Origin of the sequence: Jeotgalibacillus campisalis (assembly GCF_000829515.1) — a bacterium.
GTDB classification, from domain to species: domain Bacteria; phylum Bacillota; class Bacilli; order Bacillales; family Jeotgalibacillaceae; genus Jeotgalibacillus; species Jeotgalibacillus campisalis.
On sequence record NZ_JXRR01000011.1, the window covers coordinates 42286 to 56586 of the forward strand.

General features: G+C 40.9%; 18 protein-coding genes. 12 read left to right on the forward strand and 6 right to left on the reverse strand.

Annotated features, from left to right (window positions below; translation table 11 throughout):
* Positions 1–58: 58 nt before the first annotated feature.
* Positions 59–817, forward strand: a complete 759-nt coding sequence (locus KR50_RS06015) for a hypothetical protein (RefSeq protein ID WP_156969478.1) — start codon at positions 59–61, stop codon at positions 815–817.
* A 550-nt stretch (positions 818–1367) separates the two neighbouring features.
* Here KR50_RS06015 and KR50_RS06025 read toward each other — a convergent pair.
* Positions 1368–2777 (reverse strand): MBL fold metallo-hydrolase, encoded by a 1410-nt coding sequence (locus KR50_RS06025; RefSeq protein ID WP_041056166.1) that lies wholly within the window; start codon positions 2775–2777, stop codon positions 1368–1370.
* Positions 2778–2964: 187 nt separating this feature from the next.
* Here KR50_RS06025 and KR50_RS06030 point away from each other — a divergent pair, with 187 nt between their 5' ends.
* The 5 genes from KR50_RS06030 to KR50_RS06050 all read left to right on the forward strand — a co-directional run bounded on the left by KR50_RS06030 (position 2965) and on the right by KR50_RS06050 (position 6848).
* Positions 2965–3780 (forward strand): amino acid ABC transporter substrate-binding protein, encoded by an 816-nt coding sequence (locus KR50_RS06030; RefSeq protein ID WP_041056167.1) that lies wholly within the window; start codon positions 2965–2967, stop codon positions 3778–3780.
* Positions 3767–4465, forward strand: a complete 699-nt coding sequence (locus KR50_RS06035; protein WP_041056296.1) for an amino acid ABC transporter permease — start codon at positions 3767–3769, stop codon at positions 4463–4465. The genes KR50_RS06030 and KR50_RS06035 overlap by 14 nt, the downstream gene beginning before the upstream one ends.
* Positions 4466–4477: 12 nt before the next feature.
* On the forward strand, positions 4478–5227 hold the full coding sequence (locus tag KR50_RS06040) for an amino acid ABC transporter ATP-binding protein (protein WP_041056170.1): 750 nt from the start codon (positions 4478–4480) through the stop codon (positions 5225–5227).
* A gap of 262 nt (positions 5228–5489) precedes the next feature.
* Positions 5490–6290: an HAD family hydrolase gene (locus KR50_RS06045; RefSeq protein ID WP_041056172.1), complete on the forward strand. Its 801-nt coding sequence runs from the start codon at positions 5490–5492 to the stop codon at positions 6288–6290.
* Between the two features lie 93 nt (positions 6291–6383).
* The gene (locus KR50_RS06050; protein WP_052476833.1) at positions 6384–6848 is read left to right on the forward strand and encodes a DUF4064 domain-containing protein; all 465 of its coding nucleotides are present in this window, start codon (positions 6384–6386) and stop codon (positions 6846–6848) included.
* A 42-nt stretch (positions 6849–6890) separates the two neighbouring features.
* On the opposite strand, the gene KR50_RS06055 is transcribed toward KR50_RS06050, so the two are convergent.
* From KR50_RS06055 to KR50_RS06065, 3 genes are read right to left on the reverse strand one after another with little or no spacing between them, the layout of a single operon-like run.
* Complete coding sequence (locus KR50_RS06055) at positions 6891–7619, reverse strand: (2Fe-2S)-binding protein (protein ID WP_041056175.1); 729 nt, start codon at positions 7617–7619, stop codon at positions 6891–6893.
* Positions 7616–8677 carry a FecCD family ABC transporter permease gene (locus tag KR50_RS06060; protein ID WP_041056176.1) on the reverse strand — a complete coding sequence of 354 codons (1062 nt, stop codon included), beginning with the start codon at positions 8675–8677 and terminating at the stop codon, positions 7616–7618. The genes KR50_RS06055 and KR50_RS06060 overlap by 4 nt, the downstream gene beginning before the upstream one ends.
* Entirely contained in the window at positions 8674–9675 is a 1002-nt protein-coding gene (locus KR50_RS06065; protein ID WP_052476834.1) for a FecCD family ABC transporter permease, read from the reverse strand. The genes KR50_RS06060 and KR50_RS06065 overlap by 4 nt, the downstream gene beginning before the upstream one ends.
* Positions 9676–9831: 156 nt before the next feature.
* Between KR50_RS06065 and KR50_RS06070 the strand changes: the two genes are divergently transcribed.
* Positions 9832–10800, forward strand: a complete 969-nt coding sequence (locus KR50_RS06070; protein ID WP_041056179.1) for an ABC transporter substrate-binding protein — start codon at positions 9832–9834, stop codon at positions 10798–10800.
* A 160-nt stretch (positions 10801–10960) separates the two neighbouring features.
* On the forward strand, positions 10961–11386 hold the full coding sequence (locus KR50_RS06075; RefSeq protein ID WP_041056180.1) for a pyridoxamine 5'-phosphate oxidase family protein: 426 nt from the start codon (positions 10961–10963) through the stop codon (positions 11384–11386).
* 16 nt (positions 11387–11402) lie between these two features.
* On the opposite strand, the gene KR50_RS18450 is transcribed toward KR50_RS06075, so the two are convergent.
* A complete protein-coding gene (locus KR50_RS18450; RefSeq protein ID WP_156969479.1) occupies positions 11403–11546 on the reverse strand; it encodes a hypothetical protein in 144 nt (47 codons plus the stop codon).
* A 94-nt stretch (positions 11547–11640) separates the two neighbouring features.
* Here KR50_RS18450 and KR50_RS06080 point away from each other — a divergent pair, with 94 nt between their 5' ends.
* Entirely contained in the window at positions 11641–12111 is a 471-nt protein-coding gene (locus KR50_RS06080; protein WP_041056181.1) for a GNAT family N-acetyltransferase, read from the forward strand.
* 1 nt (position 12112) lies between these two features.
* On the forward strand, positions 12113–12271 hold the full coding sequence (locus KR50_RS18455) for a hypothetical protein (RefSeq protein WP_156969480.1): 159 nt from the start codon (positions 12113–12115) through the stop codon (positions 12269–12271).
* 79 nt (positions 12272–12350) lie between these two features.
* Here the strand turns inward: KR50_RS18455 and KR50_RS06085 are convergent, their stop codons facing one another.
* Positions 12351–12539 carry a DUF2187 family protein gene (locus tag KR50_RS06085; RefSeq protein WP_052476835.1) on the reverse strand — a complete coding sequence of 63 codons (189 nt, stop codon included), beginning with the start codon at positions 12537–12539 and terminating at the stop codon, positions 12351–12353.
* A gap of 292 nt (positions 12540–12831) precedes the next feature.
* On the opposite strand from KR50_RS06085, the gene KR50_RS06090 reads away from it, so the two are divergent.
* Complete coding sequence (locus KR50_RS06090) at positions 12832–13290, forward strand: hypothetical protein (protein ID WP_041056184.1); 459 nt, start codon at positions 12832–12834, stop codon at positions 13288–13290.
* A gap of 96 nt (positions 13291–13386) precedes the next feature.
* On the forward strand, positions 13387–14136 hold the full coding sequence (locus KR50_RS06095) for a hypothetical protein (protein WP_041056187.1): 750 nt from the start codon (positions 13387–13389) through the stop codon (positions 14134–14136).
* Positions 14137–14301: the final 165 nt, after the last annotated feature.

The following is a 14301-nucleotide window of genomic DNA, read 5'->3' on the forward strand; positions in this document are numbered from 1 at the left end:
ATTACTCAGAAATAGTTTTATTGAACTAACATCCGCCATTTTAGAGAGGATCTGTATGATGAGTAAAAATCAAGAATATCAGGATAATATCGAGCAAAGATGCTTGGATTTTGTAAAGAATGATATGAATGAGAAAGATTGTTTTGGATTATCCAATAATCAGTACGTTGAATTGAAAAATTGGTTAAATGAATCTAAGCTTAATTTCAATAATAATAAATTTCCGGATTTTGTTTTTAATGACGGCTTTATAGAACATTTTTCAGTTACTTCATCATTAGAAAATAGAAAAGGTGCAAAGCAGAAAAGGGAATCGACTGTTTTCAAAAAGAATAGTGAAAATAATTTTTTTAGTAATCTTGATAATATTGAAGAAGACATACTGTTAAGTCGTTCGCATGGTCGCCTATTTGAAGAACATACATATTTTAATATTGTAAACTCAATAAAAAAGAATTGGGTAAAGCATATAGAAAGTTACGATAAAAATATATCCACATCTAAACATGGAATTTTCCTAATTGAATATATAGATATTAATATCCAAACAGCGGTTGCTAGAGAAAATGAGCCAGCAGAGATTTTTGAGACATATAGAATAAGTGTTGATAAGCATTTGTTAAATTGGATATATACATACAAAGAAAAAATAGATAATTTAATTTTTGTTAATCTTCTATTACCCTCTATTGAGGTAATAAGAATAGATAATATTCCAGAGCTTATAGTGGGAATTTCAAATGTTATTTATGCACCTACTTTAGGGATGGAAACTCACAAGTATGTAGGTTTTAAAATTATGAAGGATAATATTTAATAGCAAACTTGAAATAAAATAAAAATGAGGCTGATACAGAATGATGTTTAAATTGAGTTTTTTTTATCGTAAATATAAGGTGAACGGAGCGGAAGGTGGCGACTCCTGCAGGATGTGACGGCAAGCTGAGACTCTTCAAGGCAAAGCCTGGAGGAGGCTCAGCGCCGTCCCTGCGGAAAGCGTCCACCTGAAGCGCAGAGAACCGGTTAGAAAAGGTTGATACATATTTGTCCAACCTCATTTTTATTGTAAGTATCAATTCAAAGAATTTATGAATCTATTAATATAAGTATTCAACTAACATCTATCAGTTTGGTTCTAATTGTTTCAAAAAATATCAAATACAATCTGGTTAAATAAATTTTCATCCATATAACAATTCCGAAAAACCATTATATAAATGGACTTCGATGTATTAAATCCACCTAGATTTATTAAGTACTGGTTCTCAAAAGATGAGACCACAGGCAGAGAAAAATTAGAATGGCAAAGAAAAGAAAAAATTAAAAACTGTCCGGAAGTGATTAAATCACTTCCGGGCAGTCTTTTTTTACCTTGTCACTTTTTCAGGATATTTTTCTTTCCAGGCACCAAAGCCGCCCTCTAGATGAATAACCTCTTTAAAGCCGAGTGACAGCATGACACTTGCCGCAATGGCAGATCTGGCGCCGGATTGACAATGAATTAAAACAGGCTTCTCTTCATCGAGCTTCTTGCCTTCTTCACGCAAATGGCCAAGCATTTTATGCTGGACCCCTTCCATATGACCTTCCTGCCATTCGGAATCATTACGGACATCAATTATCTGTACCGCCTCTTTTTCTTTTTCCTGCTCAAACTTTTCCTTGCTTACGGTTTCATAAGAAGCAGTTGCTATCGAATCTATTGAATTAGGATCGATAAGCATGACAATTTGATCTAAATGAATGGATTGTAGGGCTATGATCGCTTCTTCTGCGTCAGAAGGCTTAACGATTAAAGCAATTTTTTCTTCATAATCCACCAGCCAGCCGGCCCAGTTTGGCAGCAATTTTCCAAGCGGAATATTAATTGAACCAGGAACGAGTCCTTTTTCCGCTTCTTTTGCGGGGCGAGTGTCCAATAAGAAATGGCCGCTTTGTGCTGCCCACTTTACAATTTCTTCTTCATTAGAAAACCACTTGCCATCCGTTTCTTCTATAATCGCTGGACCGAGCTTATTAACTTTCTTCATTTGGGCAAAATAAGATGGAGCTTCCGGCTGGTCCTGAAGAAGTTCCTCGATAAATGCTTGTTCATCCGTTTCTTTTAGTGCCCAATTGGTTTGTTTTTCATAACCGATAGTCGATTGAGGAACAGCACCTAATGACTTTCCACAGGCACTTCCTGCACCGTGTCCCGGCCAGATTATCATATGATCAGGAAATTCCTTAAAGCGCTGAATGGATTTAAACATACTCTCTGCACCTGATCTTGCCGTGCCTTGTGCACCAGCTGATTTTTCCAGAAGATCCGGGCGTCCGACATCTCCAACGAATACAAAGTCCCCTGTGAATATTCCCATTGGCTGTTCAGCTCCTCCGCCAACATCCGTGAGAATAAAAGAGATGCTTTCAGGTGTATGACCCGGAGTATGAAGGACGTCGAATTGAACATTTCCAATCATAAACGTGTCATTGTCTTTAAGCTTCGTAACATGCAGCTGATCGGTGTAGCCGTATTTCCAATCTTCATCTCCTTCATCAGAAAGATAAAGTGCAGCATCATGTTTCACGGCGAGCTGACGGGCGCCTGATACGAAATCTGCGTGAATGTGGGTCTCAGCAGCTGCTGTAACACGAAGGCCCTCTTTGTCTGCATCTTGAAGAATCATATCAAGATGACGGGGAGGATCGATTAAAATCGCTTCACCTGTGCGCTGACATCCAACTAAATAAGAATACTGAGCAAGTTTTTCATCAAAGTAAGAACGTAAAAACATAAGATCTGCCTCCTTAACAGTATGATTGCAAGGTATAATACCCTGCGGGGTATAACTCAACTTAATCATTATATTGCCGATTAATCAAACCTTTTGTTTCTGAGTCAATAGTGTTTACAATTTAAAGGTTACGTAATACAATCACATAAGTTATTTATTAATCCGATAAGAATGGGTGGTTATTATGATGAAAAAATGGATGGGTATTTCAACAATCGTTCTTGCAGGGCTTCTTGGGGCTTGTGGATCTGACGATGCAGGAGAAGAAAATCAGGGAGCAGAAAACGACGGTTCTGCTGAAAATCTTCTTGCTCAAATACAAGAAGAAGGGACCATCACGGTAGGAACAGAAGGTACTTATGCGCCTTTTACCTTTCATGATGATACAGATAAACTGACAGGGTATGACGTGGAAGTGATGAATGAAATTGCTGAACGCATGGGTGTGGAAGCAGAATACAAAGAAACTCAATGGGACTCGATGTTTGAAGGATTAAATTCCTCTCGTTTTGATGTAATCGCCAATCAGGTTGGAGTGAACGAAGAAAGACTGGAAACCTATGATTTTTCAACTCCTTATACATACTCAGGAGCTGTCGTCGTTGTACCGGAAGATAATTCAAGCGTTTCTGCTATTGAAGATATAGAAGGCATGAGCTCAGCTCAATCCCTAACAAGCAACTACGCAGAGATTGCGACGGAGTATGGTGCTGAACTTGTTCAGGTTGAGGGACTTGCTCAAGCAATTGAATTAATTAAAACAGGCCGTGCAGAAGTAACGGTTAATGATAAGCTGGCTATTTTGGATTTCCAAAAACAGCAGCCAAATGCAGGAATTAAAATTGCGGCAGAAGAAGAAAATGCTTCAGAAAACGCCTTTATGTTCCGTCAGGGAAATGAAGAATTAATAGAAGAATTCAACAAGCACTTAGAAGACATGCAGGAAGACGGCACTCTTGCTGAAATTTCAGAAGAATGGTTTGGTGAAGATGTATCTCAATAATCTTTTAGGAGCAGCGGATCCAATTGTTGATTGGGAGTTATTCCAATCGTCACTTTGGCCAATGATTCAAGGCGGAATTCAATATACGATTCCGCTTACTCTTATTTCATTTACAATCGGAATCATTATTGCTTTACTAACGGCATTAGCCCGTTTATCGAATAGTAAAATACTCGCAGGCATTGCAAGGGTATATGTATCGGCTATCCGGGGAACCCCTCTGCTTGTTCAGTTATCCATTATCTTCTTTGGTCTTGCGAGCATCGGGCTGGTCATTGATCCATTTCCGAGTGCGGTTATTGCCTTTTCGCTGAACGTTGGGGCATACGCTTCAGAAATTATCCGTGCCTCTATTCTCTCTGTGCCTAAAGGGCAGTGGGAAGCAGGGCATGCAATAGGAATGACACATAAACAGGCACTGACGCGTATCATTCTGCCTCAGGCCACACGTGTTTCGATTCCGCCGCTTTCAAACTCTTTTATCAGTTTAGTAAAAGATACTTCGCTTGCTTCTACGATTTTAGTAACTGAATTGTTCAGAAAGTCACAGGAAATTGCTGCTAGAACGTACGAGTTCATGCAGCTTTACATTACAGCTGCAATTCTTTACTGGATTGTTTGTTTCACCTTGTCTGTTATTCAGGGCAGAATTGAAAAACGACTCGATCGTTATGTTGCGAAGTAAGGAGGGAACCCTATGCTAGTTTCTGTACAAAATCTTCATAAATCATTTGGTGATCTGGATGTTTTAAAAGGAATTGACCTTTCCATTGAAAAAGGAAGTGTTGTAGCGGTCATTGGTCCCTCCGGATCAGGAAAAACGACTATGCTTCGCTGCTTAAATGCACTTGAAATGCCGAATAAAGGAACCATACAATTTGAGCAGGATCTTAGGATCAGCTTCGATAAAATGCCATCAAAAAAAGAAATACTGCAGCTGCGGAGAAAATCTGGCATGGTTTTTCAATCGTATAATTTATTCCCGCATAAAACCGCAATTCAAAATGTGATGGAAGGTCCGATCGTGGTTCAGAAAAAGGAAAAAGCAGTTGTTCAAAAGCTTGCTGAGAATCTATTGAAAAAGGTTGGATTAGAGGAAAAAATGCATCTGTATCCACATCAGCTTTCAGGCGGACAGCAGCAGCGGGTCGGCATTGCAAGGGCTTTGGCTATTGAACCTGAACTCATGCTTTTTGACGAACCTACTTCAGCGCTCGATCCTGAAATTGTAGGAGAGGTTCTGACCGTTATTCGGGATCTTGCAAACGAAGGCTGGACGATGGCGATTGTGACGCACGAATTGAAATTTGCTGAAGAGGTTGCAGATCATATTGTTTTCATAGATGGAGGATATATCGTTGAACAGGGACCTCCTGCTGAAATTCTGAAGAATCCAAAGGAACCGCGCACTAAACAATTTTTAAACAGATTGTTGAATCCTTCATAATAGAGTAATGGATGATAGACCCCTGCATGAATTATGGAATGCCCTCACAATGAAAATCATAGTGAAGGCGTTCTTTTTTTCATGCAGAAATTATTTCCTCCTGCTTTTTAAAAGCCCCCTCCAGCTAAAAACCTGCTTGATCAGCGAGAATGACCGAGTGTTTTTTGGGAGATTTCTCTATTACTACTTCAATATTAAGTCGTGCAATCCTGGCCGTTTTTTGACACAATAAAGGAATAAAGTACAGAGGAGAGGGATGAAAATGCCAAAAGCCATTTTTTTTGACTTAGACGATACACTTTTATGGGATAAGAAAAGCATTGAAGAAGCACTGATGTTAACGGCTCAGCAGGCGATGGAGATCTATCAAGTGGATGCAGAGCGCCTTATTGCGGATGTTAGAGAAATTGCACCAGCCGTATATTCGTCACTGTCGACCCACTCGTTTACTCAATTGATCGGCATTAATCCCTTTGAAGGACTATGGGGAGAATTTGGTGACCCCATTCATCATATGTTCAGAGAAATGGGAGACATCATGCCAGAGTACAGAAAACAAGTCTGGACAAAAGCGTTAAAAAAACAGGAAGTATTTAATAAAGAATTCGGCTATGAATTAGCCCAGCGATTTATTGAAAACAGGAAAAGAACGCCTGTCGTGTATGAAGAAACCTTTGCGGTGCTGGATGAGTTCAAAGAACAAGGGATGCGGATGCTGCTGCTTACAAACGGCGCACCTTCTTTGCAGTTGGAAAAACTGAAGCTGACGCCTGAGCTTGTCCCTTATTTTGAGCACATTGTAATTTCAGGAAACGTTGGATTTGGAAAGCCGAATGCGGAAATTTTTAATCACAGTCTGAGATTGATGGACCTTCTTGCAGAGGATGTCTGGATGGTTGGGGACAATAAAAAAACGGATATTCTTGGAGCAAACCGGGCAAACATTCAAAGTGTATGGATTCAGCATGATGATTTGGATGAAAAAAGAAGTGAAAAAGACGGGAATCCAGATACCACCATCAATCGATTAAAGCAATTACTGACTCTGGTAAAAAATAATTAGTAATTTTTAAGCATAATTTCGAAACTTTATGTGTATCTTTCCGTAGAATAGGGGAAATGTTTAATAAACATACATATACAGGAGGTCGTAAAATTGAAAAGAACCGCAGAAATCGTTTTAAGTGTAATTGGTGTCATCTTAAATATTCTCTTAATTTTAGGCGTATTTGTTTTTAATACTTTCTTATCAGACGAACAGCTTAGAAGTGAGCTGGAGGCTGAAATGGCGAATGACCCGGATCTTGCAGCAAATGGGGCGGATATAACAGGCATTTTTGATTTCCTCAATGGATTAGGTGTGTTTTTCAACATTGTAATTATCATCAGTACGATTTTGAGCATCGTAGCGATTGTCGTAGTGCGTGGCAACCGTAAACCGAAACTTGCAGGAGGGCTTCTGATAGGAAGTGCCGTTTTAGTTTTCCTTGGTACCTTTTTGATTGGCTGGCTGCCGGCGCTGCTTTTCCTTATTGCCGGAATTATGTGCTTTGCCCGCAAACCAAAGGTCCAGGACCAGCATATGCATGACCAGCGTGACGATGAGTTAAGACCCTTATAAAATGAGTAAAGGCTGTCCCAAATTAGCGGGGCAGCCTTTTTTTCATGTAGCCTTAATTTGAGAGCAAGTGGAGCACTTCGTTCCGCCGGGCAGTTTATGCTTATAACAGCATGTATGCCTGACCCGCATTCCGTTCTCCACCACTCTTTTTGATTTAACGTCAGCTAAATAAGCAAATGGATTGAGTGTTTCTTCGCCAAAGAATGATTCGCGGGTCAGTTCATTCCATTGTAAAGCCCAATCATCACGCCCAAGCTCCGACAGGGAGGGGGCAAGTCCTTCGTAAAACCACTTTAAATAGATAAAAACATTTTCCCATAAAATTATTTCATGTATTTTGCATGCGTCGGATATCGTTGCCACTAAAGGTTTAAGCCAATCATGAAAAAGCATTTTAACTGCTTCATCCCATTGTTCAGAAGTCAGGCGTACGGGAGAAACGGTAATTTGTGAAGCCTGAAGTTTTAAATAAAAGTACAGGGGGTCATCGCTTTTTACCAGGTGAAGGGAAGATGCCTGTAAGTCCCACACTTCTCCTTCCTTATAAAAAGCCAATAACGCACCCAGGTAAGCAAAAGCAGCGCGTTTCATAATAAGAGAACCGGTGACATTCAGCTTGGGCGCCTGCTGAACTGCCTGGATCGCTTCAAAGTCGCGAGTGGCTGCTTGCGCATTGCTCCAGGATGAAAGGGTCCAGTTCCGTCCGTCAGGTTCACCAAAGGAGATCGCAATGTTTTCACTAATAAAGTGCTTTAATTCATCCTGTGTCAAGATTTATTGCCCCTTTCTTTAAACAGTAAGTAGATAAAATAAGGCGCGCCAATTGCAGCTGTGAATACACCAGCCGGAACTTCGAGGGGAGCAGCAATTAAACGTCCAATCAAATCTGCCAGCATAACGAGAGCAGCGCCAATAATGGCGGACATGGGAAGCAGGGCACCGTAAGAAGAGCCAATCAATTTGCGGGCTAAATGGGGCGCCATTAAGCCGACGAACCCTATGCCTCCTGCAAACGCGACAGACCCGCCAACAAGCCCTGTGCTGAGCAATAGGATGAGAATACGCTGCTTGGTCAGCTTCGAACCCATCGCCTTTGTGACGTCATCTCCAAGCTCAAGCAGGTTAACATGCCTCGCCATGAACAAGCTTAGTATAAACAGCACCAGGACCCAAGGGAAAAGAATCCACACATGGCTCCAGGTTGAGCCGTTGACCGATCCTGTAATCCATATGTTTGCCTGGCTTGCCCGGTAAATAGGACCAATGAGCATTAAAAGGGTAGTGCATGCATTCATAAACATAGAAAGCCCGATTCCAATAAGCACAAGCCTGACGGGAGCAAGCCCGTTTTTCCATGAAAATAAATAAACAAGAATGGCTGCAAGAAAAGCACCCGTAAACGCGGAGACAGGAAGCCATTGGATAGAGACCATCAAGGCTCCATTCGAATCACTGAAAAGGACAAGGAACCCCACTACAAACACGCTCGCACCGCCTGAGATTCCAATAATATCAGGACTTGCCAGGGGGTTGCGAACCATACCTTGTAAAAGAGCACCTGCAACGGCAAGAGCTATTCCGACAAGAAGGGCAATCAGGATCCTGGGCAAACGGAAATCCACCACAATTAATTGGTTCAGCGGCTCTCCGGCGCCAAAAAATACTGATAAAATTTCAACTGGGGTGATCCATACCTCCCCAAGCCCCAGACTGAAAATAAAGATACCGATTGCAGCTAACAACGCAAAGATTGTTCGTAAAAATGTACTTTTATCGAATAAAAAAGAAATAACGTTTTTACCGATTCGGACGGGAACAAATCGCTTCATGAGGCAGTCCCCACCTTTCGTGCAATATAAATAAAGATTGGCGTTCCAATGATGGCGGTCATCACGCCTACCGGAATTTCCTGGGGCATAATCACGTATCGCGCAAGGATATCAGCTGCAAGCAGCAGGTTCGCCCCAAGAAAAGCAGACATGGGAAGGAGCCAGCGGTGATCGATCCCGATCCACTTTCTGGCCAGGTGGGGAATCATGATGCCGATAAATCCAATGGGTCCGGCAATCGCAACAGATCCGCCTGCCAGTAAAACCACAATCACACCAATCCATAGCTTTAACATTCCGGTTTTTATTCCGAGACCGCTTGCTACATCGTCTCCCATCGCCAGTACATTAAAGGATGGAGCAAGTAACAATGAAAGAATAAAACCGCCGGCAATATAAGGCAGAGAGGTCCAAAGAAGCGCAATGTCTCTGCCTTGGACAGAACCGGCAAGCCAAAAAAGGACCTGTTCTAAAGCAGATTCATTTAAAACGAGAAGTCCTTGAGTAAGAGAACCAAACAAAGCGCTCATCGCAGCCCCAGCAAGTGTCAGCTGCAAAGGAGACAGGCCTTTTCTGTCTAATGATCCAAGTCCGAAGACTGTAATGATGGCTACTGCAGCTCCGAAAAAAGCCAAAACAGCAAACGCCTGCAGTGAATTAATTTGAAAGATGGTTACACCGATTACAACCGCAAGACCAGCGCCTGCATTGACACCAAATATACTTGGAGAAGCAAGCGGATTTTTGGTGAGGGTCTGCATCAACACACCAGCTACAGCAAGAGCTGCCCCGACGACCGCTGCAATCAGCGCACGGGGAATTCGGACTGACTGTATAACCAGATGGGCTGTTGAGCCGTCAAATTGAGTAAGGGTATGGTAAATTTGGGTAAAGGATGTTTGCTGGTAACCGAATCTGACACTTGCTGTTATAAGCAGCAGCATAAGCAGAAACGATCCTGTCAGCGATATAATGGAAAAAGATGTTGTTTTTTTCATACATATATTCCCTTCTACTAAAACAGTCGTCCTCATTATATCGAACTTTCCATGCATTGAAAACGGTTTTCAATTAGTTGTTGACATCATCGTTGAGGTAAATTATGATAATGATGTGTTTGAGAACGATTATCATTATCCTTGGAGGAAAAAAACATGAAACGAAACGCATTACTCTTTTTATTAATAGGCTTGTTTGCATTAATAGCAGCAGGCTGCAGTTCATCTGATTCGGAACAAAGCAACGATTCTTCTGACGGCTCTGGAGACACTGAAACGAAAGAAACCTATACAGTTGAGCATGCAATGGGAGAAGCAACAATTGAAGGAACACCGGAAAAAGTGGTTATTTTAACAAATGAAGGAACAGAGGCACTTTTATCAATGGGTGTAACACCTGCAGGCGCAGTTCAGTCCTGGACAGGAGATCCTTGGTATGAGCATATCAGTGAGGATATGGCGGATGTTGAAGTAGTGGGAACAGAAAGCGAAGTAAATGTAGAAGCGATTGCAGCATTGGAGCCGGATTTAATTATCGGAACAAAGCTGCGTCAGGAAGCTGTTTATGAGCAGCTGGAAGCGATAGCCCCTACCGTTATGTCCGAAACGCTAAAGGGTGACTGGCAGGAAAATTTCGAACTTTATGCCCAAGCTCTTAATAAACAAGAAGAAGGCAGCCAGGTAATGGATGAGTTTAATCAGCGGATAGAAGAGTTAAGCGGTGAGCTTGGTGAACACCTTGAAAAAGAAATTTCTATGGTTCGCTTTATGGCCGGAGATACAAGGATCTACCATAAAGATTCTTTTTCTGGGATTATCCTGAATCAGCTTGGCTTTGCGCGTCCTGAGGAACAGGATATCGATGATTTCTCAGAAAATGGCGTAACAAAAGAACGAGTAGGAGCAATGGAAGGAGATGTTCTTTTCTACTTTACGTATGAATCCGGTGATGGTGAGGGAGTAAAAGTAGAAGAAGACTGGCTGAATGACCCTCTTTTCCAAAATCTTGAGGTCGTTCAAGAAGGCAATATCCATGAAGTAAGTGATACCATTTGGAATACAGCAGGCGGTGTAAAAGCAGCCAATTTGATGCTTGATGATATCAAGGATTACTTTTTAAACTAATGCTTTAGATTGGCATGCAGGGTATGAAAACCGGGGAGTTTATCTTCCTGGTTTTTTAGTATGCAAACCAGTCCAATTCGCACACAACTGTAAAAAACATGTTTTAAATACATATCTCGTGGAAAATAAGGGAATATAGAAAGTAAAGGAGCTGACTACAATGAATCAACATGAATTAAAAGACAAAGTTTTGTCCCTATTGGAACAAAATAAAATTGGTACACTTTCAACTGTAAAGAATAATAAACCACATTCAAGGTACATGACTTTCTTTAATGATGGTTTAGTACTGCATACTCCAACGAATCGTGAGACGCATAAAGCAGAAGAAGTGGATGAGAATCCATTTGTTCATATCCTTCTTGGTTATGATGGTGAAGGATATGGAGACAGTTATTTAGAAATTGAAGGAACAGCTGTGATCAGAGATTCTGCTGATTTAAAAGAAAAACTTTGGAGCGACCGCTTTTCAAACTGGTTTGAAGGTCCGGACGATCCTGAATACATCGTGCTTGAAATTGAACCGACGACGATTCGTTTGATGAATTCAAATGAAGAACCACAAACACTTGAAGTAAATATTTAAAAAAAGAAACCTGCCGCTATTTTTTAACGGCAGGATTCTTTTTTTTAGATGCTGATGCTTTCAGCCGTATATAAAAGGCAATCGAAATAAGGATAAACAAGATAACCGCTATGCCCGTCCAAAACAGAAGATCCACGATAAATGATGCTGTAGTTTCCATACGATCTTTCCTTTCAAAGGTGAAGGGTGGATTTTTCACATAACATTATTATAATAGAAGTACTAAGTGGATAAAAGGACAGGAGAGTGCAGCCATGGAGTGGACATTACATACGTTCGAAGAATTAACGGTGCAACAGCTATATGAAATTTTAATGGCCCGAAACGCTATATTTGTTGTGGAACAGGAATGTGCGTATCAGGAAATCGATGGTCACGACCCAAAGAGCGCGCATCTGACATTGAAGGATGGTGAGGAGCTCGTGGCATATGCCAGGCTTTTGCCAGCGGGCGTGAAGTATCCCTCCCCTTCAATTGGACGCATTATTGTCAACCCTGCATACAGGGGCAGCGGCCAGGGAAGAAAGCTTCTTGAAAAGTCGCTGGATATCATGGTGAATGACTGGGGAGCTGAAGAAATCAAACTCCAGGCCCAAGTGTACCTAAGAGATTTTTATCACTCGTTTGGCTTTGAAGAAACGTCAGCTGAGTACCTCGATGATGGCATTCCTCATGTCGATATGCGGATGAGCGTTAAGAAAAAAGCCATTAAAGGAAGTGAGTAAGATGGAAGGGAAGAAACTTGTTTTGATCATTACTGCTTTAGTCATCGTGATGGCCATTGTGATTTTTATTCTTGTCAGCAATTTTGAGCCAAGTGGAATGGATCCGGAGGACACGGCCAGTAATGTCTACTCTTCAGAGTCTTTCGTTTCCCTTACGTGAATGCACGGGAGTGATTGGAAAACTGCTCTTACAAAAATCAGATGCGATTTCTGTTAAGAAACCGCATCTGATTTTTCGCTTATTTTTGAACTACTTCATAATTTTCGTGTGAAACGACCGTAAAATTTGTGCCGTAATCGAGTAACAAAGCATCGTCTTCAGAAATATTAACAATTACAGAACGCTCAAGAATTTTTGTGACTTCTCCTGTAATTTCAAATCCGTGACGAGTAAATCGCACAAATTGTCCTACATTTGCCATTGTCATCTTAACACCCCGTATTCCATAGTGAAATAAACTGTTCTTATTCATTTTTACCTATTTTACAGCAGTTTAGGAAAGAATGAAACTTTTGCCTCTTCTATTCAGACTAAAGTGGCAAGTGGCCGTCTTCGATGCAACCAGTATGTATACTAGTTCTTTGTATTTTACTATAAATCTTCATAAATAGGGTGAAATTTCAGTGATTTATACATTTTCTCGCAACAATCGCTTTATTATGATGTGAATAGGGTGTTTGATACAATAGTCCGTATGAAATTGATTCATGGAGGTTTATATGGAAAAGAAAAAAGTCCGCAATTATTTTATTATTTTATCAGCGTTCGTCCTGGTGATGATCGCAGCTGCCTTTACGATTCAGGTTTATCCGGGCGGCTATGGATATGACTACAATGAACGATCGAATGAGCTTGTGATCGAACAGGGAATGTTCTTCAAAGAATACAAAACCGTTCAAATGGGAGCAGAAGAGGGGCTGCGTTATGCTCTTTTTCAAGACAGAACGGATTTAGCGATTCAAACCTGGAGCTATCTTTTATTAATCCCGGTCTTTTCAATGTTTTTTCTAAAGCGAGTTCTTTCAGCATATAAGGGACGGGCGGAAAAACGTTTTACGATTACAGACTATTTAAATGTATTTGCGTTGGTGGTTGCTTTTGCACTGATTGTGATTTTGTTGATGATGCTGAACGGCCATCTGCAATATTTATCTCAAGTATTTAACAGTGTTCAATGATTCATTGATATGATGGTGTTAGCCTATTAATGGATAGACTGAAAAGAAGTACCAAGTAACAAAATTGTGTGTGTTTAAGAAAGGGGCATAGCTGAGATGAGAAAAAGCTCATGGGTTGGTGCTGGAGTTTTTGCTCTGGGAATCAGTTTTTTTACATCTGTTTATTTTATAGGTGACCGCTCCGATACAGAGAATAAAGAATTATACGATTTTACGTCCAATGGTCTCGAATTAAACATAGTAACAAACGGTCAAACGTTTGAAAAAGGGGATGAGATCGTAGTAGAAGCGACCCTGACCAACGAATTGGGAGCACCTGTCACGTATAATACGAAGTGCGGAGAAGCACTCACGATCGAAGTTCGGTCTATCACACTTGACCACACACTCATTACACAAACAGAGAAACCAGCTTGCGGGGAAGACGAGGAAATCGATCGGATGATCCCGAATGAGCAATTGTCGACGGCCTCAGCGTTCAATCTCGCCATTCCTTTAAGTGAACAGGAAACGACACTTGCGCCAGCAGGAGACTATATAGTTGAAATTACGTTTTCACCCACAGCGCAGCCTGCATTTGAATCTCAAATCCCCATTACAATTAACCAGCAGAATGACAAACTGGTCGATCCATCAGAGGCCAAGCAACAGGCACTAGAAAGTGAAAAGGCCAAGTCCTGGTTTTCAGTATATGGAGATACAGAAAAGTACCTGATTTCCGAAGAGTTACCTTATTTAGAGAATGGGGAATGGGTATTTAAATGGCACGCAATGAATGCAGATCAGGCATTGAGGGATGATGATGATGAATTAATGCTCTATGAAAAAGCCGTAAAAAGTGAATGATTTTTTACAATATCATTATGAATTTTCAGTTTTTTCATGCTAAACTGGATGTATTATACAAAATAAGCAGGTGAAGCAATGAGCAGAGGAAGAAGAAAAGCATCATTGGAAGGTCCCGTTAATGTCCTTTTTCTTTTCTTTTACATCAGTTATTGGTGGTTTGTT